This is a genomic window from Montanilutibacter psychrotolerans (genome assembly GCF_003719825.1).
GTDB lineage: Bacteria > Pseudomonadota > Gammaproteobacteria > Xanthomonadales > Xanthomonadaceae > Montanilutibacter > Montanilutibacter psychrotolerans.
Map to the genome: position 1 here is coordinate 408085 of NZ_RIBS01000004.1, position 20315 is coordinate 428399.

The following is a 20315-nucleotide window of genomic DNA, read 5'->3' on the forward strand; positions in this document are numbered from 1 at the left end:
TCGTGATCAGGGTGCCATAGCAGTACGTCGTGCGGGGACGCCGCGATCCCGATGACGATGTACCGGACGTTCTTTTCACCTTCATGGAGATCGTGATGAAAGTGCTCTGTTCCATCGCTCTTGCCAGCCTGCTCGTCATTGCCCCGGCCGCCGCACAGATCGGCACCCCGGGTTTCACGGTGAAGTCGATCCTCGAGAACCAGCGCGAGATCCGCACCGAGACCGAACGCAGGAGCGGCGCATACACCCGTTTCGGAGAGTCGGCACTGTCGCAGATGCATTCGGCACAGGACCGCATCTTCCACTTGCTGGAAGGCGTGCAGGCCATCGAACAGCTCAACGACGAGCAGCAGGTTCAACTGGTCAATGCCATCGAAGAGGTCAAGGCGGTGATCGCCAACAACGAGGCCAGTCGCCTCGAATGCTGGCGCGAGCCCAAGACCGGCACCACCATGCGCGAAAAGCGCTGCGCGACCGTCGCCGAGCGCGCACGCATCCGCATGGAATCGCAGGACTGGAAGAACGAAACCGATTGACGCAGCGCGCTGGCGCCCGCGGCAAGCGGCTGGCCGGCATCAGGCAATGGCCCACGGCGCCGACGCGGCGCCGTGGTGATCTCAGTCAGCCAAGCAAGACGGGGGCAACATGAAGAAGGCAATCCTGTATGCGGCGATGATGGCGATGGCCCTGACGATGGCGGGCGAGGCGCTTGCCCAGCCAAGTCGCGACAACTCGCTGGAGAAGATCCTGCAACAACAGAATGCGTTGAAGGCCGACCTGGCCGACGATGGCATCGAGGGCCTGACCCCGCGCCAGTCGAACATCGTGCGACGCGCCCAGGAAGAGGTGTTTCTGGTGACGGCGGGCAAGACCATGATCGACGAGCTCTCGATGGAGGAAAAGATCCGCCTCGAGAACGCGTTGGAACGCATCAACGCGCAGGTTCGCAATACCCGCGCCGGTGGCGACGAACAGAACGTCTGCTGGCGCGAAGCCAAGACCGGCACGACCATCAAGGAAACCCGCTGTGGCACCGTGGCGGAGATGCGCGAAGCGCGCGAGGGCGCACGCGATTACCTTGAGCGCCCCAAGACCTGCGCCAAGGACTGCACTCCCTGATTCGTCGCCCCGATGCTGGTCCGGCCGCGATGTTGCCGGACTCGGGGACGCGGCATCATGCGATGCAACACAAGCGACCGGGCATGCCCCGGTCGTTTTGTGTCCGGGGTTCGGTGGCGCGCGCTTCGGTCGACGACGGTGTCGCTGCGATCGTGCGTGATCGGGTGGGTGCGTAATCGTGAGCATCGGCCGGGCTGCCGTTCCGATTTCGTTCCGGTCGAAGCGGCGCAGCAGATGACCTCACTTGTCGCCCGCCTGGGGCATCGATAGGCTCCGCCGTTCTCCAATCCACTGGAACCGTATGAACCGTCTCGCTGTCGTCGCAGCTGCCTGGGTGTTGAGTGTGATCGCAGGTCACGCAGGAGCGGCGGAGCGACCGGCTGCAGCGCCCACGCCGACCAACGCGGACGAGGTGTTCCAGCGACTGGGCGCGGAGTTCGTCGCCGCCGACCGGTCCGACGGGCTGTCGATCGCGGTGGTCGAGAACGGCCAAGCGAGGTTCTACAACTACGGCACGGTGTCGCGACAGAAACCGCAGGCACCGACCGAGCACACGGTCTACGAGATCGGTTCGATCACCAAGATCCTCACATCACTGATCCTGGCCAACGCGGTTGGCGAAGGCAAGGTCGGGCTGCAGGACGACATCCGCCGTTACCTGCCGGGCGAGTACCCCAAGCTCGCGTTCGACGGCGAACCGGTGCGTCTGATCCACCTGGCCAACACCAGTTCGGCCTTGCCGGACAACCTGCCGGCGCTGCCGGCCGACGCCGAACAAGCGCCGTTCCAGGCGGTCGCCGCGCTCAAGCGCATCACCGACCAGCACGTGTACACGGCGTTGGCGTCGGCCAGTCCGAGCGACCGGCCCGGTCACGAGCCGCGTCACTCCAACCTGGCCGCCAACCTGATGGGCGGCATCCTTGAGCGCGTCTACGGCCAGCCCTACGAGGCCTTGCTGGCGCGTTACGTCGAGCAGCCGCTGGGCATGGCAGCGGGCACCGGCGAGGCGCGCGCCGCGCTCCTGGCGACCGGCTACAACAGGGATCGCGCCGCCATGCCGGCGCTGGATGCGCGTTCGGTCCTGGCTGGTGGCGGCCTGCGTTACAGCACGGCCGACCTGGCGAAATTCCTGGGCGCGCAACTGTCCGCCAAGGATGCGGCGATCCGGCTGAGCCAGACGCCGGCCTGGGGCGATGCCGACAACGTCGCGGTGGGCTTCAACTGGATCATCAGCAAGACCATCGACGACCAACTGCACCTGCGCCACTCGGGCGGTACCTTCGGCTTCTCCAGCTACATCGAGATGTATCCGCAACGCGGCTACGGCATCGTCTTGTTGGCGAACCGGCCCGGCGAAGCGCAGGGGCAACTGCAGGAGCTGGCGAATCGTGCGACGGAAGCCCTGTGGGGCAAGCCGCCGGTGCTGACCGCATTGGAATCGGCGCTGCAGGCCAGCGCGTACCGGGACGTCGCCGGCACGGTGGCGCAGGTTCGTCGCGAGCACCGGGCGCTGCATCTCACCGAGGACTACCTCAACCAGTGGGGCTACCGCTTGCTGGCGGACAAGCAGACCGCCCAGGCGGTGGCGCTGTTCGGTTACGCCGCGCAGCAATGGCCCGACAGCTGGAACGCGTTCGACAGCCTCGGTGAGGCTTACGAACTGGCGGGTGACCGCGATCGCGCGATCGCCAACTACCAGCGCTCGCTGGACCTGTCGCCGAGCAATGGCAACGCGGCAGAGCACCTGCGCAAGCTGCGGCAGCAGCCGTAAACGCGGAGCTGTTGGCGGATCGCGGGGCAGGCGACGCGCGTGGGGCGGTCGCCTCGCTCGCCGTCGCCGACACCTGATCGGCGATGTTCGATCGTCGTCGCTCGACATCCGCCAGTTCGCGGAACGGCTCGGGTGCATGCGCTACAGGCCGGGCTGGCCCGGGGCTGATCCTGGTTTGAATCCCGGTCTGCGCGACCGACCACACCGTCAGTGCCGATCGTGTGCCGCGGCGGTCGGATCTCCGCGCCGGTAGCCGATCGCTTCGGCCAGGTGGGCGGTGAGGATGCGTGGACTGTCGGCCAGGTCGGCGATGGTTCGCGCGACCCGCACGATCCGGTGGTGCGAGCGCGCCGACAGTTGCAGGCTGTCCACGGCGCGTTCGAGCAGGGCGTGATCGGCCTCGGCGAGGCCGCAGCTGGCCTGGAGTTCCGCCTGTTCGAGGCGGGCGTTGCTCTTTCCGGCGCGCTCGTGCTGCAGCGCGCGCGCACGACCCACTCGGGCGCGGACCGTGGCGCTGGGTTCGCCGGCGGGCGCGTCGGGGCGCAGGTCCGACGATGGCAGGCGCGGTACGTCGACATGCAGGTCGATGCGATCCAGCAAGGGCCCGGAGATACGCGCGCGGTAGCGGCGGACGGTCTCGATGCCGCAGCGGCAGCGTCCGCTGGCGTCGCCGGCCCAGCCGCAGGGGCAGGGGTTCATGGCTGCGACCAGTTGGAAGCTGGCCGGGAACTCGGCACTGCGCGCTGCGCGCGACACCGTCACCACGCCCGATTCGAGCGGCTCGCGCAGCACCTCCAGCGCGCGTCGGTCCCATTCGGGCAGTTCGTCCAGGAACAGCACGCCGTGGTGTGCCAGCGAAATCTCGCCAGGGCGCGGCTCGGCGCCGCCGCCGACCAGCGCGACCGCGCTGGCGGTGTGGTGCGGCGAGCGGAAGGCGCGCTCACGCCATCGCGCGGGATCGAGCCCACGGCCGCTGACCGAGGCGATGGCCGCCGCTTCCAGCGCCTCGCGCTCGGTGGCTTCGGGCAACAGGCCGGGAAGGCGAGCGGCCAGCAGCGTCTTGCCGCAGCCGGGCGGGCCGACCAGGAGCATGTTGTAGCCTATTACGAGACCGTGCATCATGCTTCACATGACCAAAGCGTATTCCTACACTCGGATGTCTACCCCTGATCAGCAGAAGGGGGACTCAAAGCGCCGGCAAGTTGAGATGGCGCGGGCGTACGCTCAGCGGCACGACTTGGAGATCGTCGAGCGGTATGACGACCTCGGGGTGTCTGCCTTCCACGGCGCGAACGCAGCCCTTGGTGCGCTTAGTAGGTTCATAGGAGCTGTGGATGACGGGACGGTAGAGCCAGGAAGCGTTCTGATCGTGGAGTCGATTGATCGACTCAGTCGTCAAGCGGTGTCGTATGCGCTGACTCTGCTCATGGAGCTAATCAAAAAGGGAATTACCGTTGTCACCTTGGCGCCTGAACAGGTGTACTCGGAAGAGACGATAGAAAAGGAGCTCCATCTGATTGGTGCTCTGTTCGTGATGGCTCGCGCCCACGAAGAGTCAAAGATCAAGGCAATGCGGGGGCGCGAAGCCTGGAAGGCCAAGCGAGCAAGGGCGCGCGCTTCTGGTCAGGTCGCGACCCGCAGGGTGCCCGCATGGCTCTATTTGGAGGACGGCGTACTGAAGGTCCATGAAGGTCGGGCTAAGATCGTTCAAGAAATCTTCGCGCTGGCACGAGATGGTTGGGGCGCATTTTCCATTGCGCGGGCGTTGAACCAACGAGACGAGAAGCCTTGGGGAACGCGTCCCAATGCTGTCTGGCGTGATTCCTACATCAAGAAGATTCTGCACAGCCGGACTGTTTTGGGCGAGTACCAGCCCCACCAAGTCCATATGGTGGAAGGCAAGCAGCAGAGGGTGCCAGACGGGGATCCGGTGGAAGGCTATTACCCTGCCATCATTGATGTACCCCTCTTTCACGATGTCGGGCGCGGGCTCTCCATCCGCCGCTCAGTAGGGGCGGGTCGGAAGGGCGCAAAGTACGCGAATCTTTTCACGGGTCTTCTGCGCTGCTGGTGCGGGGCGGGCTACCGATACGTGTACAAGGGCACTCCGCCAAAGGGTGGCGAGTACCTGCAATGCTCAGTTGCCCTATCGAAGGGCAGTTGCTCCATGTCCCCAATCCGCTATCGCATCATGGAGACTCTGCTTTTGGATGCGGTCGATAGCATTGACGCCCGGAAGATCCTTGACCCCTCCACCATGAGCAAACGGGCGGTAGATGCGAGATCTAGACGTGCACAACTGATTGATTCGAGGGGCCAAGCTGCGCGGAGAGTGGCGAACTATGCGGACGCAATAGGTGACGACGGAAAAAGCCGCGAGCTGCTAGACCGCCTGGCCAAGCAGGAAGCTCACTTGCAGCATCTGGACGCGGAACTCGCCAGCGTTGAACGGGAAATCGCTGACCTCAACGTGGGTGAGGTCAGTCAACGGAAGGCGGCGCTGTCTGAGTTGCTCGTTGACATTAGAGCGGGAGGCGACGATGCCGTAGGGAAGCGAAGGGCGCTCGCAGGCGAACTGAGATCACTAGTCGAGAAGGTAGTGGTACACCCGTCGATGCATGTGGCTGAAGAGATTGCCAGCGGCGGCGTACTGTCCCCTCTTGGTGAAGACGACGGTGAGGCAGCGGAGACGGATTGGAAAAGCAAGTACGGGGTCAAGTCCATTGCCGGTCTCCGCAAGCTACTTCGTGAGCGCTGCTTTGAAGTTCATATCATTTACCGAACCGGTGCCTCCGAGCGGTTCGATGCCCTGACTGGACCGACCTTCAAGGTCACTTCGAGCCTTCGTATGAAGGAAATGCGCATGGTTAATGGATGACACCTCGCTGCGAGGACGAATCAACTGAAAGGACCTTTATCGCCGGACCATGAAGACGCGAGTCCAGCCAAGAGCGTTGCTTAGTTCAAATTCGTTTTCAAGTTCCTCAGCCCGGTCCGTCCTTCGCCCACGGCGGAGCTATCTATCAAGGCAGCCTAGCTGCCCTGATAGCTATCCCAACGTCAGCCTCCGCCCGAGCACTCGGCAGTCGGGAGGGGCGAGACCTGCGTGTTCAGCCAGTCGATGGCGTTTGCATAGTCCTGCTTGCTGCGCGTCTTCAGTATGTAGCTAAGCCAGCCGTCATCGCTTTCGGGTACAACGCGGTTTTGATCACGGCTTGCCCACCTCAACTGAGTCCAATATTGCGCTACTTTTTTGCCAAAGTTTTCGCCGCTCATGCCCGGTGGAATCTCGATCTTGAGGTGATAGTGAAGGCGCGTACCATCCTTAGCTCGCGTGCCCCCCTCCTGGACGGCGATGACCTGAAGGGCACGATTCCTGCCGCGCCGGTCCACGAACTTGTTGAGCCTTTTCATCAGCTCGTGGATGGCGGCTTGAGCGACCTCAGAAGTGAGGTACTCGGGCGAGCGAGCGGACCTAAAGGTGAGGGTGGCTGCCACCCCGTCGAAGGGGCGCTCTTTGAAGTACTTAAGCAACGCAGCCTGTTGCTGAGCGACTTTCGTGAGCCCGGAGGTGAGCCCTTGAGAGGCACTCGCTCGTGAATCGTACCGCTTCCTAGCCGGCTTGAAGCTGGGGGACTTGGGCTCCGGCGAGGGGACGAGCCTGCTGAGCCGAGCGCGCTGCTCCGCACTCAGGTTGGAATAGGAAAATCGACTGTCGAGGGGCATTGGAACTCACTCCATCTGGAAGAGCATCCAGACTCGCGAATTTAAATTCCAATGTTTTGGGGCGGCTCCGAAGGGAAAGGATAGGAGCGGCTGGTGCGGCAGCCCACCGGCGGAGCCCTCTGCAGAGGGCGAGACCGGCGAACGTGGAGATCTGACGCTATTCGTAGTTGTCGGCTTCTTGCAGAACTTCCCACGGCTTACAGCCGAGTCCGACGCAAACTTTGTGAAGAGTATCGAGCTGCAGGTTCTTCTCGCCGCGCTCGATTGCGCTGTAGTAGGTACGGTGCATTCCGATGTGGTCCGCGAACCCTTCCTGACTATAGCCAGCCGCCGAGCGTCGTACGCGCAATGCCTGTCCAAGCCGGTGCAGAAGGGAGGGTGTCATGCTCCAAACCGTAAGAGACCGCTCCTTTTAGCTCTACAGCCTTACAGGTAGACTACCTATAGGTATCTAACGGGGGGTGACGCTATGAGCTGGATGAATGCTTTGGTGGCAGCAGTGTTGGCGGTTGGATTGAGCGCCTGTCATAGAGGGGCGGGCGAGCTGCCTTACCCGCCCTCGCAGCGGCAGTTCGTTGACTTAAATCGAGGTTGCCTAGCTAGTTACGACGCTGGAGCCAACGAGATCCAGAAGTCTTTGGCGTTCAACGCGTGCAACAAGAGCCGGACCGAATTTGCCGCGAACGGTCCCATCCGTGGCTGGTTGGGCACCGTTGAGAGCATAAGTACCGATCAGGGCGCGGACGTCGTCTCTTTCAGAATCGCCACCTCGATAGATGGGTTCGACATCGCCTACAGGACGGTCAACAACCGGGTCTCGGACGACGGCTACGGTTCCCTAATCACGCAGGATAGTCCGCTGTTCGGCGCCCTCGCGAATCTTCGGGTTGGCGAGGTTGTCGCCTTCGATGGTGAGTTCCTGGACGACCCAAGCGATGAGCGACGGGTGTGGGAATCGAGCATCACTGAGCGAGGATCTATGGAAGAGCCGGGCTTCAACCTCCGCTTTACTTCAGTAAGAGCCACTCAGGACGAGTTGGCCAGTCCTGCACCTCAAGTGGGGCTACTGTCGGACGAGAGCCATTCCTCACGGATCAAGCTTCCGCCAGCCCGAGCCGATAGCCCAACGGTCGCCGGAAATGCTCAGCGTGAAGATGGTGCTAGCGGACGAACTGAGGTCGACAAGCCCTACTCCAGCAGAAGGGTCGACTTGCTGAAACGGGGCTACCAGCCCCAACCCGCAATCAACAACGTGCTTCCACACACATTGGGTGGAGATCCAGCTGCATGCGGCAACGCAGGCTGCCAGGTTCCGTGGACCAAGGGGGACGAGGTCGTGTGTGTCTCCGTCGAGGTCAATGACGACTTGGAGGAGGCGGGCTGGCTTTCTCACGCAGCGTCAGGACCCTGCACCTATTGAGGAAGCGGGAAGCATGATCGACACCGATGGTGCCCCGCCAGCGTAACGGGGGCGCGCCCATCGCCACGAAAATGACGAGTAGCCTCAGCCCAGCAAACGTTATATAATAACAATACGGGCGTATTGTCCTTATACGAGGCGCGCTATGACGCACTTTGTTCCTTACTACCGGGTGAGTACTCAAGCGCAGGGTCGAAGCGGACTGGGGCTCGAAGCGCAAAAAAACGCCGTGGAAGCCTTCATCGTCGCGCGCGGTGGGCAGGTGCTCGAGGAGTTCACGGAAGTGGAATCTGCGTCCAGCAGTGAGCGGGTCCAGCTCCGCAGAGCCATGGACCTCTGCAGGTCACGCAAGGCAACCTTGGTGATTGCACGCCTGGACAGGCTCGCAAGAAATGTCCACTTCATCAGTCGACTCATGGAGTCAGGCGTCGACTTTGTAGCTGCAGATATGCCCACTGCCAACAAACTTACCATCCACATAATTGCCGCAATGGCTGAGTACGAGCGAGACCTTATCTCCGAGCGGACGAAAAGGGCGCTGCAGGCAGCAAAGTCTAGAGGTACAGTTCTAGGAAATCCTGGCATCCGACTGGTATCCGCTGGCGGAACAGCAGCGCGAATCGCATCAGCCGATGCTTACGCGGCGCGCATATTTACCCTAATTGATGCGCAGCGAAAGATTGGGCGAGTCACTTATGCAAAGATTGCGGAAGGGCTCAACGATGGCGGTGTTCCTACACAGCGAGGTAGGCGGTGGACCCCCACCGGCGTACGGAACATAGTTAAGCGTATCGAGCCAAGTAAGGCAGGCTGAGACTTGCACGGACCGCCAAGGGTTGACATGCTGTCGTCTAAGGACAGCATGACTACAGGGGCTTGGCGTGCCAAAGGCAAAAATATTAGATCCGTGCATGCAGTACGGGGGGAAAGATCGCTATCTGACAGCGCTCAGGGGATCTCTCAATAGCGGCGACTTCACCACCATGCGTTTGGCTGCCGCCTATGCAAAGACATCCGGTGTGGCTCGAATTTTCGACGATGTTAGTGCACTTCGCAAACGAGGCGGGAATGCGGGGCTCATCGTAGGCATTGACCAGAAGGGCACCAGCTATCAGGCATTGAGCTTGGCAATGCAGGCATTTAATGAGGTGCACGTATCTCACACTGGGGGTGGGGGAACGTTCCATCCCAAGTTCTGTCTGCTTGCAGGTCCCGTGAAGGCTCAGCTCATTGTCGGTTCGCACAATCTAACGTGTGGTGGCTTGGAAACGAATCTGGAAGCAGGAGTCGTTCTCACTTACGAGCTTCCGCTTGAGAACGTTGAGTTCCAAGAAGCCGACGCCATGTGGACAAATCTGCTTGCAGCAAGCTTCACTAAGCAGCTCAGCCCCGCGAGCTTGAACACTCTCCTTCTGGCGGGCTCTCTTTTTGACGAATCTGCCAAAGGAGCGAAGCGGAGCAACGTTGGCAGCAGCGCCCAAGGCGCGGGCGGCGCCCTAATTTTCCCTCGAGTAAAGCTCACCCCTCCCAGTGCGATTCCAAAGGGCGTATTGGCGGCGGCAGCGCCACTTCCGCCGGGGTACCCACCCGCCGGTCCCTTCATGCCTCCAGCACCTGTAGTTCCGGGGGCAGTACCGTTACCGCTTGGTCCCGTAGTGCCCGGGGTACCGGTAGCGCCTCCGCTCGCAGCCCCTACTGTAGCCGGGGCAGCCGCGCTCGCACTCGTTATCCAATTGAGACCACACGACAACGGTGAGATATTCCTGAGCATGAGTGCGGTGAAGCAGAATCCCGCATTCTTTGATTTTCCGTTCACCGGAAATACCACGCCCAAGAAGCTAGGGGGCGTAGCCTACCCGCAGCGTGTTCCCGATCCGGTCGTCGACGTTACAGTGTATTCGAGCACGGGTGCCAAGCTAGTGACCCAGCTGGCCTATGCGCTCAACACCGTCTATTACAAGCCCAAAAGTGAGCTCCGCGTCACCATGACGTCTGCTATCCGGGACCACATCAGTAACCTGTCTATCCTTCATATGCAAATCGGAAGTGGCGGAGTGGACTACATCATGGATGTTTACAACCCTGGCAGTGCTGATTACGCGATGCTTCTGGCGTCCTGCAATCAGACTATGCCGGGTGGTGGAAGTGCTCCCAGGTTGTTCGGCTGGGTCTAGCCCTTTTTGAACCAATAGATCTCGTTAGTAGTGATGGTGTTCTTGCTATGGACTACGTTCTCACGCGTCACCGTGATGGGTTGAATGTGCTCCGTGGACCAGCCGGCAGCGTTGAACTGCTGTTCAATCACCCTCCCGCTACTGATCTTAATTTCAGTACCTCCTGCGGTGGTCTTGGTGTCGCCGATAACAACAAAGGCAGAGCCAGCGGGTTTGACCACTCGGGTGAGGTTCTGGACCACACGGTCCATCTTTTCGAAGTACTTGAGCAACAGGGCGGCGGTGTTCAGCTTTCTGAAACCCGCGTCCGTTCCTTGGTTTTCTGAGTGAATCATGCGCACCAGCTTGCGAGCAATGGAGGAGTTCAAAGAGCGAAGATCTCCTTCCTCGATCGTCGAATTGAGTGCGTTACGCTGGCGAGTAGTAATCTCTCTGCTCCCGATTAGCTGGTCTTCAGCGCACTTGCGTTGATCACTGGTCATGCTATGGCAGACCAGCATGCTCAATCGATCCGTGTCGATGTAGGGCAGGGCGGTGGCATAAGGAGGGCTGGTAACAACAAGATCGACAGACTCATCTTTCAGTGACGCCTTTGCAAATGAATCTGCTTCATCGGATGGACTGAGATTTGCTTGCGCCCTGCCTAGAGGGTAGGGCGCGTGGTTCTTCACAGAGGCGAAATGACGGAGCCGCCTCCGTATATCCCTGATTTTTTGCGTCAGAAGTTCAAAGACGGGGGCGTCGTCAAGGGGCAGCGCTCTGCGTCGAATTCGCAAGTCTCGCGGCTCTTGGTGCGAAATATCGCGGATGATGCTGCTTAATGCGACTCGCAGGATGTCGCGTGTGTGGGCATCAGGCACATCGTCAATTTCGGCTAGAACCGCAGACATTTTTTGGATCACAGGCGCTGGAAACCATGCCACGATCTCATCGAGGATCGCGCCGTTGAACCTAACGGATGAACTGAGCTTGCCAATTGAACTCAAAGCTTGGAGCTTCCGCTCGAAGCTGCAGAGGAGATGGTCCCGATAGACCGCATCAGCGCCTACTGCTCCCACTTTGGCAACGGCAGTCGCAATGGCAACCGGATTGACATCAAAGCCTACCGCGTTGCACCCCGACAAGGCTGCCTCAAGCAAGACTGTGCCGCTTCCACAGAATGGATCTATGACGGTGCTTCCGGGCTCAACCTTCGCTGTGTTGAAGAGCGCTTTGGCTAGCTGCGGGTAGAATTTACCTTTGTACGGATGGATTCCGTGCGTAACATACTTGGGATCCTTTCGCCCCACATGGGCGCTTTCGCCGCTCTCTAGAACCGCCTGCCAAGTGGGCTCAGTCGATCCTGATTTTGCCTTCAGTGCAGACGTAAAAGCCAAGCGCCTAGCCTGATTCCGCTGAAAGCGGTTCAGACGAACAATGAGACCTTCCTCTGTAAGCTCGGGCTTGCCCACTAGCGATTCAATTTCCTGCAGCGCAAGTAAATCTTCGTAGGGCTGCATCTTGTAGCTGGGCGGCTGTAAAGCAATGACGATGTCCGCAGACGGCTTGAACAGTACAAGAAGTTGCTCAGTTCTAAGGCGCCGCGCTGGGCTGGAGAACGAGCGCTTATTCTCTGGAAGATCGCGATTAATGATGCCTACCTGCTCAAAGCCAACGCTCACAGCCGCTTCACCTAGGTGCTTAGCTGTCTCGAACAGTTCCTTGTTGAAGATGGCATCGCCGACGACGAAGACAGCAAAGCTACCTGGCTTGAGTGCCAAGTACACGTTCGCGAGTACCAGCGTCATCTCCGAGATGTAGGAGCCGAACTCGGTTTTTTGCTTCTGGTGTCGAAGGTGCGAGCCAATCTCTGAGCTCGCCAGTCCCCGTGGATCGTGTCCTAGCCAAAAGATCCGAAAGCGATGGTAAAGGTGATAGTCGGTCGCGTTGGGGTAAGGTGGCGACGTCACGACCAAGTCAACTGACTCGGTTGCGATAGTTGAGCTAGGCTCGCTACCCACGATCTTCTTCCTCGCGTCCGCTGTAGCGAACACGGCTGAACGGAACTGCAGATGAGAGGCTTGTCGGCTCAGCTTGTCGATTGAGCTTGAAAGCGCTCTCGCAAACCTAGCGATTACGTCACCCGCGACTATGCCCTTCTCGATAGCCGTGTATCGCGTTTCAGAGTCCTGATTGGATGCTCCCAGAATTTCCTTGGAGAAGCACGCCAGTGCAACTGCTTTGGATTCATCCAAAAGAAGGTGTTCAATGCGGAACCTTAGGTACGCGAGTTCCGCGGTCGCCTCGGCAGTGAACCACTTGTCGTGATTAGGAATCTCAGGAACTCTGCTCCGGTCCCCCTCAAGCGGTGAAAGAGCCTCCTGAATTCGATGCGATGAGGAGGTCAACATGCGAAGTTCAGTGACCAGCTGGCTCAGCTCCACCTCGATCTCGGGAGTTAGGGTCGTGGTCTTAGCCGTACCTATGACTTGAGCCACTGGATTGAGATCTGTGCTGATGGCACGCCTGCCCAGCAGCAGTGCTTCTAGTGCTGTCGTGCCACTTCCGCCGAAGGGATCCCACACGAGATCGCCATGGTTAGAGAGTTTGGAGATCAGCGTGTTCGGTAGCTGCGGGATGAACTTTGCTGGGTAAGGATGAATGCCGTGTGCGAAATAGTCAGTCTTAGCAGATGCAAAATTCCAATCGATTGCATTCAGCGCCTCAAAGATGTCCTGGTGAGCATTTCGCACTGTTGAGGAATCGCTATGCGAAGTTCCAAGCGCGTCATCACGGGCGGCGTCGAGTTGTACAGATTGATCGGACACAGAGGGGGCTCAAAAACGGTTCTGGGAATTATAGGCTAAACCCAGAACGAGAGGTCGGCTGCTCTCAACGTACCTCTATCCGATCTCATCCTTCGCGACGAAAAGGGCGGCGAGCTGGCCCTCCATGTCGACAGACTGTGCTGATTGCCCGCCCGCTCCTTGGGGATGCGGGGATCTGCCATCCCCCGACGAATCCGTAATTAGCTATCATATGAGCAGATGATGACCGCCGGCCGCGGCGATCTCGAGTGCGCGCCTGGCGTGCAACTGGCCACGAACGTCGGCCAGGTCGGGACCTACGCCGCGCACGGTCGGCAACGCTTCGGCCGGCGGCAGCGGTTTGCGGCCGGTCAGCATCGAACAGACCTCGAGCAGGGTGCGCGCGGTGCAGGCCTCGACACGGCTGGCAAGCGCGGCCTCGGCGCCGTTTCCGGCCGGGACCACGAGCCGGCGGCCGGCATCGGCGGCCGCCAGCGCCGCCGGCAACACGCCGTCGACAGCGCGCAGCTCGCCGGTGAGGCCCAACTCGCCGAGGAACTCGCAGGTGGCCAGCGCGTCGAGCGGTATCTGCCCACTGGCGGCGAGAATGCCCAGCGCGATCGGCAGGTCGAAGCGACCGCCGCCCTTCGGCAGGTCCGCCGGGGCGAGGTTGACGGTGATCACCCGCGCCGGAAACTCGAACTGCGAGCAACTGATGGCCGCGCGCACGCGATCCTTGGCCTCGCGCACTGCAGCTTCCGGCAGGCCGACGATCGACATGCGTGGCAACCCGCCGGACAGGTGCACCTCCACGCGTACCGCTGGCGCACACACGCCCGATCGCGCACGGCTGTGCACGAGTGCCAGGTTCACGTCGAACCGCTCAGTGCTGCGGTGGCGTCGGGCCGTTGCCCAGTTGCGCCGCCTCGAGCTCGGCGACGGCGCGCTGCAGGGCTTCGAGCTTCTCGCGGGTGCGCAACAGCACCGCGCGTTGAACCTCGAACTCCTCGCGGGTGACGAGATCGAGCTTGCTCAGGCCGGACTGCAACACGGCCTTGAAGTTCTGCTGGAGCTCCTCGCGGCCTTCGCGCAGGCCCGGGGGGACCAGGGCGCTGAGGCGTCGGGCGAGGTCATCGATGGGGTTGAGGTCGATCATGGTCGGGCTCCTGCGGCGGTGCGCCAGCATGGCCGCGCGACGGCGGTGGCGCAGTCGGTTGGAATCGCGGCGTGGGGTCGGGAAACCCTGACGCGGGCGGCGCGCCAACGCAAGCCCCGGGCCGCCGGGCGCGGCCATCGCGTATCCTGCGGTCAGCAAAAAAAGCCGGATGGGAGACAGGCAATGAAGATGGTCATGGCGGTGATCAAGCCGTTCAAGCTCGACGACGTGCGCGAGGCGCTGGCCGAGGCCGGCGTGGCCGGCATCACCGCCACCGAGGTCAAGGGCTTCGGACGCCAGAAGGGCCACACCGAGCTGTACCGCGGCGCCGAGTACGTGGTCGACTTTCTCCCCAAGATCAAGCTCGAGGTTGCTGTCAGCGACGAGCAGGTCGACACCGTGGTGGAGGCGATCATGAAGGCCGCCGGCACCGGCAAGATCGGCGACGGCAAGATCTTCGTCTGGGAGATGGAACGCGTGGTGCGCATCCGCACCGGCGAAATGGACGCCGACGCGCTCTAGGCGAGCAGGGTTTTCAACGACGACTCCGCGATCGAATCGCGGACCCAGGGAGTGGGCGATGCACGGAAAGCGAAGGGTAGCGGGGCTGCTGGCAACGGCCGCATGGATGACGTTGGCGGGCAACGCGACGGCAGGCGCCGCCGGCGGTGACGGGATTGGCGCGGCGCTGGGCGACCCGCAGGCCTGCGCACAGGCCGAGGATTACCACGCCTGCACGCTGCGCGAGGAAGCCCGGCGGGTCGGCGAATCGAAGGCCCCGGTCAAGCGCGACGGACCGCAGCTGTGCGTGCGGCCTTCCGCTGGCGCGCCGGTCTGCTACCGCGACATCACGTTGGAGCAGTCCGAAGAGACGTACGCGATCCACCGCTTCCGCGGGGTGCTGCCAAACCTGCCGCTGGCGGTCATCGATATCACCCGGCACGAGGCCGGCGCGATCGAGCTGGTGTCGTTGCGCACCGGTGCCAGGACCGAGCTGTCGGGCATCGCCGCGCTGGCGCTCTCGCCCGATGGCCGCCATCTCGCGGCGGCCTCGGCCGATCTGGAAGCGGGCTACTTTCCCAACGACCTGGCGATCTACCGCATCGACGGCGACGCGCTGTCGGAAGCGTTTCGCGTGGCGCCCGACGACTGGGGTCCGGCGTCACCGCGCTGGCAGGACGCGAACACCCTGCGGATCACCGAATCGACTGACGAGGGAGCCGTGCACGTGTACCGGCGCCACGCGACGGGCTGGCGGGAGCAGTGAGCCGCGGTCACCGCCGGTGGCAGCGCGGGAAACACAGGACACTGTGAGGCCGCCGCCCCGGCGTGGCTGACAGCGCCACCTGCGGGGCGATCCGCGACGCCCGCATCCCGGCGGCCGCGCCGAAAAAAAAACAGCCCCGCACATGGCGGGGCTGCTGTCGGCGAACCGCTTGCGCGGGGACGCAGGTGATTACTCGCCCAGTGCCGCGGCCACGAACGGCGGCAACGTCGCCGCGCCCTTGTGGATGTCGGCGCTGTAGTACTTGCTGTCGAAGCCCTTGGCGCGCGCGTCCGCTTCGCGGAAGGCAAAGCCCTGGCCCTTGCGAGCCAGCGTGCAGCTCCACCAGCCGGTGGGGTAGCACGGCTGCGGGAAAGGCAGCGTCTGGAACGTGCTGAAGCCGGCCTTGCCCATCTCAGCGCGCATTTCCTTGATCAGGTCCAGCAGCACCAGCGGCGACTCGGACTGCTGGACGAGGATGCCGTCGTCCTTGAGCGCGCGGAAGCAGCTCTCGAAGAACGACTTGTTGAACAGGCCTTCGGCCGGGCCGACCGGGTCGGTCGAATCGACGATGACGATGTCCAGGCTGCCCGGCTCGGCGTTCTTCATGTACGCGATGCCGTCGTCGAACATCAGCTTCGCGCGCGGATCGTTGTTGGCATCGCACAGCTCCGGGAACCACTTCTCGGCCATGCGCGTGACCTGCTCGTCGATGTCGCACTGCACCGCGCTCTCGACGCCGGGGTGCTTGAGCACTTCGCGCAGCGTGCCGCAATCGCCGCCACCGATGATGACCACGTTCTTCGGGTTGGCGTGGGTGAACAGCGCCGGGTGCGACATCATCTCGTGGTACAGGAAGTTGTCGCGCGTGGTCAGCATCATCGCGCCGTCGATGAGCATGAGGTTGCCCCAGTCGGTGCTCTCGAAGATCTCGATCTTCTGGAAGGGCGACTGCACTTCATCGAGCTTGCGGGTGATGCGGTAGCCGATGGCCGAACCGGAGGGTTCGAAGTTCTCGTAGTGCCACGTCGTATTAGCGTTCATTCCAGTCCATCCGATCAAAAAGTGACCACCATCCGGCGCGCCCGGGCCGCCCTGTTGGGCCGGCGGACGCGTCGGTTCGGGCGCGGATTGTAGCGAACGGACATTGTCGGAGCGTGCAGGCGCTGCCTGATGGCCTTCACGCAGGGATGGCGACGCCTTCATGACGGTTTGCCAGGGATCCCGGCGCACGGCGGCCCTGCGGCCCGCCGTGCGCCTTCGGATCGGCCCCGTCGACAGGCGCTCAGGCGAGTGCGGGCTCTGCCACCGCGGCGACCCCGGCATCGCTGCCCATGCCCGGCCACGGCTGCTGCGGGTAGTAGCGCGCCATCATGCGGCCCACGTAGGCCACCAGGTTCGGGTATGACTCGGCCTCCCGGCGCAGGTCGGATGGGAACGTCGGCGCCATCAGGCCGGCCAGGACCGAGAACACCATCGCGTCGGTGCCGCTGGGCTGGTCGCCAAACAGGTAGGGCTGGTCGCCCAGCAGGATCGACAGCGCCGACAGCGAACGCGCGCCCAGTTCGACGATCTCGGCATGGCTGTGGCGGGTCAGGCCCACTCCGTGCACACGCTCCGATACCTGCGCCTGCACATCGGCCTGCACCGAGTCCGGCGCGCCGGCGAAGAAGTGCGCCGCCACCTTCGCGAAGTTCGCAGGCTGCAGCCAGCGCGTGTAGACCAAAGCCCACATCAGCTGGTTCTCGACCATGCGCTCGATGGCCCAGGCCTGCGCGCGCTGCCGGATGTCGAGCGCAGCGTCGAGGTCGATGCCGTATTCGCGCTCGATGTGGCTGCGGATGAAGGTCGAATCGGCGATGCGCACGCCGGCGTCTTCGATGAAGGGCAATTGGCCCTTGGGCGAATCGCCCGGCATCGCGCGTTCGACGCGATAGACCAGTCCGGCCATCTGCAACTGGACTTCGGACTTGCTGCAGTACGGGCTCAGCTCGGGCACGCCGAACGCGGGGCCGAAGCTGTAGAGGGTGATCGGGGCTTGCGTTTCCATCGCGGTGTTCCTGGTGGGGGTGGGGGAAGAGGCCGCTATGCTGGCGCCCCCCTGTTGCCACCGGTGTGGCAACAGCAGCACGGCATTCACCGGAGGGAGCTCGATGCGTCGCGCCGATCGACTGTTCCAGATCATCCAGGTCCTGCGCCGGCATCGCCGCGCGGTCACCGCGGCCGAACTCGCGGCGGAACTGGAAACCTCGCCACGCACGGTCTATCGCGACATCGCGACGCTGGTGGGGCAGCGCGTGCCGATCCGCGGCGAGGCCGGCAGCGGTTACGTGCTCGAACGCGGCTACGACCTGCCGGCGCTGATGCTGACGCCCGACGAGATCGAGGCCGCCGTGCTCGGCGCGCAGTGGGTCAGTGGCCGCGGCGACCCGGCGCTGGCGCGCGCGGCGCAGGACCTGATCGCGAAGATCGCCGCAGCGGTGCCCGAGCGGCTGCGGCCCTACGTGTTCGAGCCGGCCAGCGAAACCCCGCCGGCGCGCGCACGCGTGGTGACCGACGGCCTGGACATCGGGCGCCTGCGCGAGCAGATCCATGCCGGACGCAAGATCGCCCTGCGCTACCGCGATGAGAGCGGACGGGAGAGCGAGCGCGTGGTCTGGCCGGTCACAGTGGGCTACCTCGACACGGTGCGCATCCTGGTGGCGTGGTGCGAGCTGCGCGGCGACTTCCGGCATTTCCGCGCCGACCGCGTGCTGGCGGCGATGTTCCTCGATGTGCGTTGCCCGCAGCGGCCAGCGACCCTGCGCGCGCAGTGGCGGCGCTCGCTGGGGCTTCGCCGGCGTCCGTCCGCCGACGAGGCCGACGCGCGCCCCGCGGCGGTCTAGCGGGCCTGCAGCGACGCCAATGGCGCCGGCGCGCCGGGCTCCCGGCAGCCACGGCAACGTGGCGTTTGCCCCCGGGCGCTAGAATGCGCGTCCCCCACCCCCATTGGTGTCACGCCGATGACCGACTGGTCGCTCGATCAGGCACGCAAGACTTACTCGATCCCGCACTGGAGCGAGGGCTACTACGACATCGACGGCGCCGGCCGCGTCAGCGTGCACCCGCGCGGCGACCAGGGTCCGGCGATCGCGTTGGCCGAAGTGGTCGACGCGGCGCGCGACAACGGCGCCAAGCTGCCGATGCTGGTGCGCTTCCCGGACATCCTCGACGACCGCCTGGGCAAGCTGCAGGGCGCGTTTGCGCACGCGATGCAGGAATGGAACTACCCGGGCGGCTACACCGCGGTCTATCCGATCAAGGTGAACCAGCACCAGGGCGTCGCCGGCACGCTGGCAGCCAACCACGGCGAGGGCTTCGGCCTGGAGGCGGGCAGCAAGCCCGAGCTCATGGCGGTGCTGGCGCTGAGCCGCCCCGGCGGGCTGATCGTCTGCAACGGCTACAAGGACCGCGAGTACATCCGCCTGGCGCTGATCGGCCGCAAGCTGGGGCTCGAAACCTGGATCGTGGTCGAGAAGCCGTCCGAGCTGGCGCTGGTGATGGAAGAGGCCAAGGCGCTGGGCGTGACGCCGGGCCTGGGCGTGCGCATGCGCCTGGCGTCGCTGGGCGCCGGCAAGTGGCAGAACAGCGGTGGTGACAAGGCCAAGTTCGGTCTCAGCCCGCGCCAGGTGCTGGACCTGTGGAAAGAGCTGCGCGATGCCGGCATGTCCGATTGCCTCGGCCTGCTGCATTTCCACATGGGCTCGCAGATCTCCAACGTGCGCGACATCGCCAACGGCATGCGCGAGGCGGTGCGTTACTTCGTCGAGTTGTCCGTGCTGGGCGCCAACGTGCGCTACATGGACGTCGGCGGCGGACTCGGCGTCGACTACGAAGGCACGCGTTCGCGCAGCTACTGCTCGATCAACTACGGCGTGAACCAGTACGCCAGCAACATCGTCCAGCCGCTGGCCGAAGCCTGCGAGGAGTACGGCCTGGCGGCGCCGCGCGTGGTCACCGAATGCGGTCGCGCGATGACCGCGCACCACGCGGTGCTGGTGGCCAACGTCAGCGAGGTCGAAGGCGCGCCGGAAGGCCGCGTGCCCGAGGAACACGACGACGAGCCGGCGGTCATCCGCCACCTGCGCGAGGTCCATGACCAGCTCGATGCGCGCCCGGCGGTCGAGCTGTTCCACGAGGCCCAGCATCACCATGGCGAGGGTTTGTCGTTGTACGCGCTCGGCCAGATCGACCTGACCCACCGCGCGCGCATCGACGATCTGTTCTACGCGATCGCCCACGGCGTGCGCGACCGCCTCAGCGCCAGCGAGAAGAGCCACCAGGCCGTGCTCGACGAGCTCAACCAGCGCCTGGTCGACAAGTATTTCGTCAACTTCAGCGTGTTCGAGTCCATTCCCGACGTCTGGGCGATCGAGCAGGTGTTCCCGATCGTGCCGATCGAGCGCCTGGACGAGGCGCCCACGCGCCGCGGCGTGATCGCCGACATGACCTGCGACTCCGACGGCAAGATCGATACCTACGTCGAGAGCGAAGGCCTCAACAGCTCGATGCCGATCCACCCGCTGCGTTCGGGCGAGAGCTACCGGCTCGGGTTCTTCATGGTGGGCGCGTACCAGGAAATCCTCGGCGACATCCACAACCTGTTCGGCGACACCGATGCGATCGAGGTGCGGGTCGATGGCAATGGCTATCGCCTCACACAGCAGCGCCGCGGTGACACCACCGACGTGATGCTGGACTACGTCGGCTACGACCTTGCGCAGCTGCGTGCTGCCTACCATGGCAAGGTCGCCGCCGCGCACCTGCCCGCCGACGAGGCCGCCGCGCTGGAGGCCGCTCTGGAGGCTGGTCTGACCGGTTACACCTACCTCGACGACGAGCCGCTGATGTAGCGGCGCG

The 20315-nt window shown here is 63.2% G+C and carries 17 protein-coding genes and 2 pseudogenes; 11 read left to right on the top strand and 8 right to left on the bottom strand.

Features of this window, described 5'->3' with window-relative positions; all coding sequences use genetic code 11:
* Nucleotides 1–95 precede the first annotated feature (95 nt).
* The 3 genes from EER27_RS10935 (at nt 96) to EER27_RS10945 (ending at nt 2890) form a co-directional block, all read left to right on the top strand.
* On the top strand, nt 96–536 hold the full coding sequence (locus EER27_RS10935; RefSeq protein ID WP_148041000.1) for a hypothetical protein: 441 nt from the start codon (nt 96–98) through the stop codon (nt 534–536).
* Nucleotides 537–645: 109 nt separating this feature from the next.
* The gene (locus EER27_RS10940) at nt 646–1119 is read left to right on the top strand and encodes a hypothetical protein (protein ID WP_123088120.1); all 474 of its coding nucleotides are present in this window, start codon (nt 646–648) and stop codon (nt 1117–1119) included.
* Nucleotides 1120–1420: 301 nt separating this feature from the next.
* Complete coding sequence (locus EER27_RS10945; RefSeq protein ID WP_123088121.1) at nt 1421–2890, top strand: serine hydrolase domain-containing protein; 1470 nt, start codon at nt 1421–1423, stop codon at nt 2888–2890.
* A 207-nt stretch (nt 2891–3097) separates the two neighbouring features.
* On the opposite strand, the pseudogene EER27_RS10950 reads toward EER27_RS10945, so the two are convergent.
* Nucleotides 3098–3991, bottom strand: a pseudogene (locus EER27_RS10950) (YifB family Mg chelatase-like AAA ATPase); the annotation flags it as partial.
* Nucleotides 3992–4019: 28 nt separating this feature from the next.
* Here EER27_RS10950 and EER27_RS10955 point away from each other — a divergent pair.
* Nucleotides 4020–5768 (top strand): recombinase family protein, encoded by a 1749-nt coding sequence (locus EER27_RS10955; protein WP_190285746.1) that lies wholly within the window; start codon nt 4020–4022, stop codon nt 5766–5768.
* Between the two features lie 182 nt (nt 5769–5950).
* Here EER27_RS10955 and EER27_RS10960 read toward each other — a convergent pair whose 3' ends face one another.
* Nucleotides 5951–6616: a rolling circle replication-associated protein gene (locus tag EER27_RS10960; protein ID WP_123088124.1), complete on the bottom strand. Its 666-nt coding sequence runs from the start codon at nt 6614–6616 to the stop codon at nt 5951–5953.
* Between the two features lie 157 nt (nt 6617–6773).
* Complete coding sequence (locus tag EER27_RS10965; protein WP_123088125.1) at nt 6774–7001, bottom strand: helix-turn-helix domain-containing protein; 228 nt, start codon at nt 6999–7001, stop codon at nt 6774–6776.
* 84 nt (nt 7002–7085) lie between these two features.
* Here EER27_RS10965 and EER27_RS16945 point away from each other — a divergent pair, with 84 nt between their 5' ends.
* The 3 genes from EER27_RS16945 (at nt 7086) to EER27_RS10975 (ending at nt 10210) form a co-directional block, all read left to right on the top strand.
* Entirely contained in the window at nt 7086–8036 is a 951-nt protein-coding gene (locus tag EER27_RS16945) for a hypothetical protein (protein ID WP_148041001.1), read from the top strand.
* Nucleotides 8037–8181: 145 nt separating this feature from the next.
* Nucleotides 8182–8850, top strand: a complete 669-nt coding sequence (locus tag EER27_RS10970) for a recombinase family protein (RefSeq protein WP_123088126.1) — start codon at nt 8182–8184, stop codon at nt 8848–8850.
* A gap of 67 nt (nt 8851–8917) precedes the next feature.
* Complete coding sequence (locus EER27_RS10975) at nt 8918–10210, top strand: phospholipase D-like domain-containing protein (protein ID WP_148041002.1); 1293 nt, start codon at nt 8918–8920, stop codon at nt 10208–10210.
* Here the strand turns inward: EER27_RS10975 and EER27_RS10980 are convergent.
* From EER27_RS10980 to ubiK, 3 genes and pseudogenes are all read right to left on the bottom strand, one after another.
* Nucleotides 10207–13017: a DNA methyltransferase gene (locus tag EER27_RS10980; RefSeq protein WP_123088128.1), complete on the bottom strand. Its 2811-nt coding sequence runs from the start codon at nt 13015–13017 to the stop codon at nt 10207–10209. The two genes, EER27_RS10975 and EER27_RS10980, sit on opposite strands and share 4 nt — an antisense overlap.
* A gap of 210 nt (nt 13018–13227) precedes the next feature.
* Nucleotides 13228–13869 (bottom strand): annotated as a pseudogene (locus EER27_RS10985) (magnesium chelatase domain-containing protein); the annotation flags it as partial.
* Between the two features lie 10 nt (nt 13870–13879).
* Nucleotides 13880–14152: a ubiquinone biosynthesis accessory factor UbiK gene (gene ubiK, locus EER27_RS10990; RefSeq protein WP_123088194.1), complete on the bottom strand. Its 273-nt coding sequence runs from the start codon at nt 14150–14152 to the stop codon at nt 13880–13882.
* Nucleotides 14153–14335: 183 nt separating this feature from the next.
* Here ubiK and EER27_RS10995 point away from each other — a divergent pair, with 183 nt between their 5' ends.
* Together EER27_RS10995 and EER27_RS11000 are read left to right on the top strand one after the other, a co-directional pair.
* Complete coding sequence (locus tag EER27_RS10995) at nt 14336–14674, top strand: P-II family nitrogen regulator (RefSeq protein ID WP_123088130.1); 339 nt, start codon at nt 14336–14338, stop codon at nt 14672–14674.
* A gap of 58 nt (nt 14675–14732) precedes the next feature.
* Nucleotides 14733–15419 (top strand): TolB-like translocation protein, encoded by a 687-nt coding sequence (locus tag EER27_RS11000; protein ID WP_148041003.1) that lies wholly within the window; start codon nt 14733–14735, stop codon nt 15417–15419.
* A 189-nt stretch (nt 15420–15608) separates the two neighbouring features.
* Here EER27_RS11000 and speE read toward each other — a convergent pair whose 3' ends face one another.
* Both speE and EER27_RS11010 read right to left on the bottom strand, forming a co-directional pair.
* Complete coding sequence (gene speE, locus EER27_RS11005; protein ID WP_123088132.1) at nt 15609–16460, bottom strand: polyamine aminopropyltransferase; 852 nt, start codon at nt 16458–16460, stop codon at nt 15609–15611.
* A gap of 241 nt (nt 16461–16701) precedes the next feature.
* A complete protein-coding gene (locus tag EER27_RS11010; protein WP_123088133.1) occupies nt 16702–17466 on the bottom strand; it encodes a glutathione S-transferase family protein in 765 nt (254 codons plus the stop codon).
* 103 nt (nt 17467–17569) lie between these two features.
* Here EER27_RS11010 and EER27_RS11015 point away from each other — a divergent pair, with 103 nt between their 5' ends.
* Together EER27_RS11015 and speA are read left to right on the top strand one after the other, a co-directional pair.
* Nucleotides 17570–18301 (top strand): helix-turn-helix transcriptional regulator, encoded by a 732-nt coding sequence (locus tag EER27_RS11015; RefSeq protein WP_123088134.1) that lies wholly within the window; start codon nt 17570–17572, stop codon nt 18299–18301.
* 117 nt (nt 18302–18418) lie between these two features.
* The gene (speA, locus tag EER27_RS11020) at nt 18419–20308 is read left to right on the top strand and encodes an arginine decarboxylase (RefSeq protein WP_123088135.1); all 1890 of its coding nucleotides are present in this window, start codon (nt 18419–18421) and stop codon (nt 20306–20308) included.
* The last annotated feature ends 7 nt before the right edge of the window (nt 20309–20315 follow it).

Excerpts from the sequence above, each read along its gene's own strand:
- EER27_RS10935 (WP_148041000.1), top strand. The coding sequence starts at position 96 with ATGAAAGTGCTCTGTTCCATCGCTCTTGCCAGCCTGCTCGTCATTGCC.
- EER27_RS10940 (WP_123088120.1), top strand. The coding sequence starts at position 646 with ATGAAGAAGGCAATCCTGTATGCGGCGATGATGGCGATGGCCCTGACG.
- EER27_RS10945 (WP_123088121.1), top strand. The coding sequence starts at position 1,421 with ATGAACCGTCTCGCTGTCGTCGCAGCTGCCTGGGTGTTGAGTGTGATC.
- EER27_RS10955 (WP_190285746.1), top strand. The coding sequence starts at position 4,020 with ATGACCAAAGCGTATTCCTACACTCGGATGTCTACCCCTGATCAGCAG.
- EER27_RS10960 (WP_123088124.1), bottom strand. The coding sequence starts at position 6,616 with ATGCCCCTCGACAGTCGATTTTCCTATTCCAACCTGAGTGCGGAGCAG.
- EER27_RS10965 (WP_123088125.1), bottom strand. The coding sequence starts at position 7,001 with ATGACACCCTCCCTTCTGCACCGGCTTGGACAGGCATTGCGCGTACGA.
- EER27_RS16945 (WP_148041001.1), top strand. The coding sequence starts at position 7,086 with ATGAGCTGGATGAATGCTTTGGTGGCAGCAGTGTTGGCGGTTGGATTG.
- EER27_RS10970 (WP_123088126.1), top strand. The coding sequence starts at position 8,182 with ATGACGCACTTTGTTCCTTACTACCGGGTGAGTACTCAAGCGCAGGGT.
- ubiK (WP_123088194.1), bottom strand. The coding sequence starts at position 14,152 with ATGATCGACCTCAACCCCATCGATGACCTCGCCCGACGCCTCAGCGCC.
- EER27_RS10995 (WP_123088130.1), top strand. The coding sequence starts at position 14,336 with ATGAAGATGGTCATGGCGGTGATCAAGCCGTTCAAGCTCGACGACGTG.
- EER27_RS11000 (WP_148041003.1), top strand. The coding sequence starts at position 14,733 with ATGCACGGAAAGCGAAGGGTAGCGGGGCTGCTGGCAACGGCCGCATGG.
- speE (WP_123088132.1), bottom strand. The coding sequence starts at position 16,460 with ATGAACGCTAATACGACGTGGCACTACGAGAACTTCGAACCCTCCGGT.
- EER27_RS11010 (WP_123088133.1), bottom strand. The coding sequence starts at position 17,466 with ATGGAAACGCAAGCCCCGATCACCCTCTACAGCTTCGGCCCCGCGTTC.
- EER27_RS11015 (WP_123088134.1), top strand. The coding sequence starts at position 17,570 with ATGCGTCGCGCCGATCGACTGTTCCAGATCATCCAGGTCCTGCGCCGG.
- speA (WP_123088135.1), top strand. The coding sequence starts at position 18,419 with ATGACCGACTGGTCGCTCGATCAGGCACGCAAGACTTACTCGATCCCG.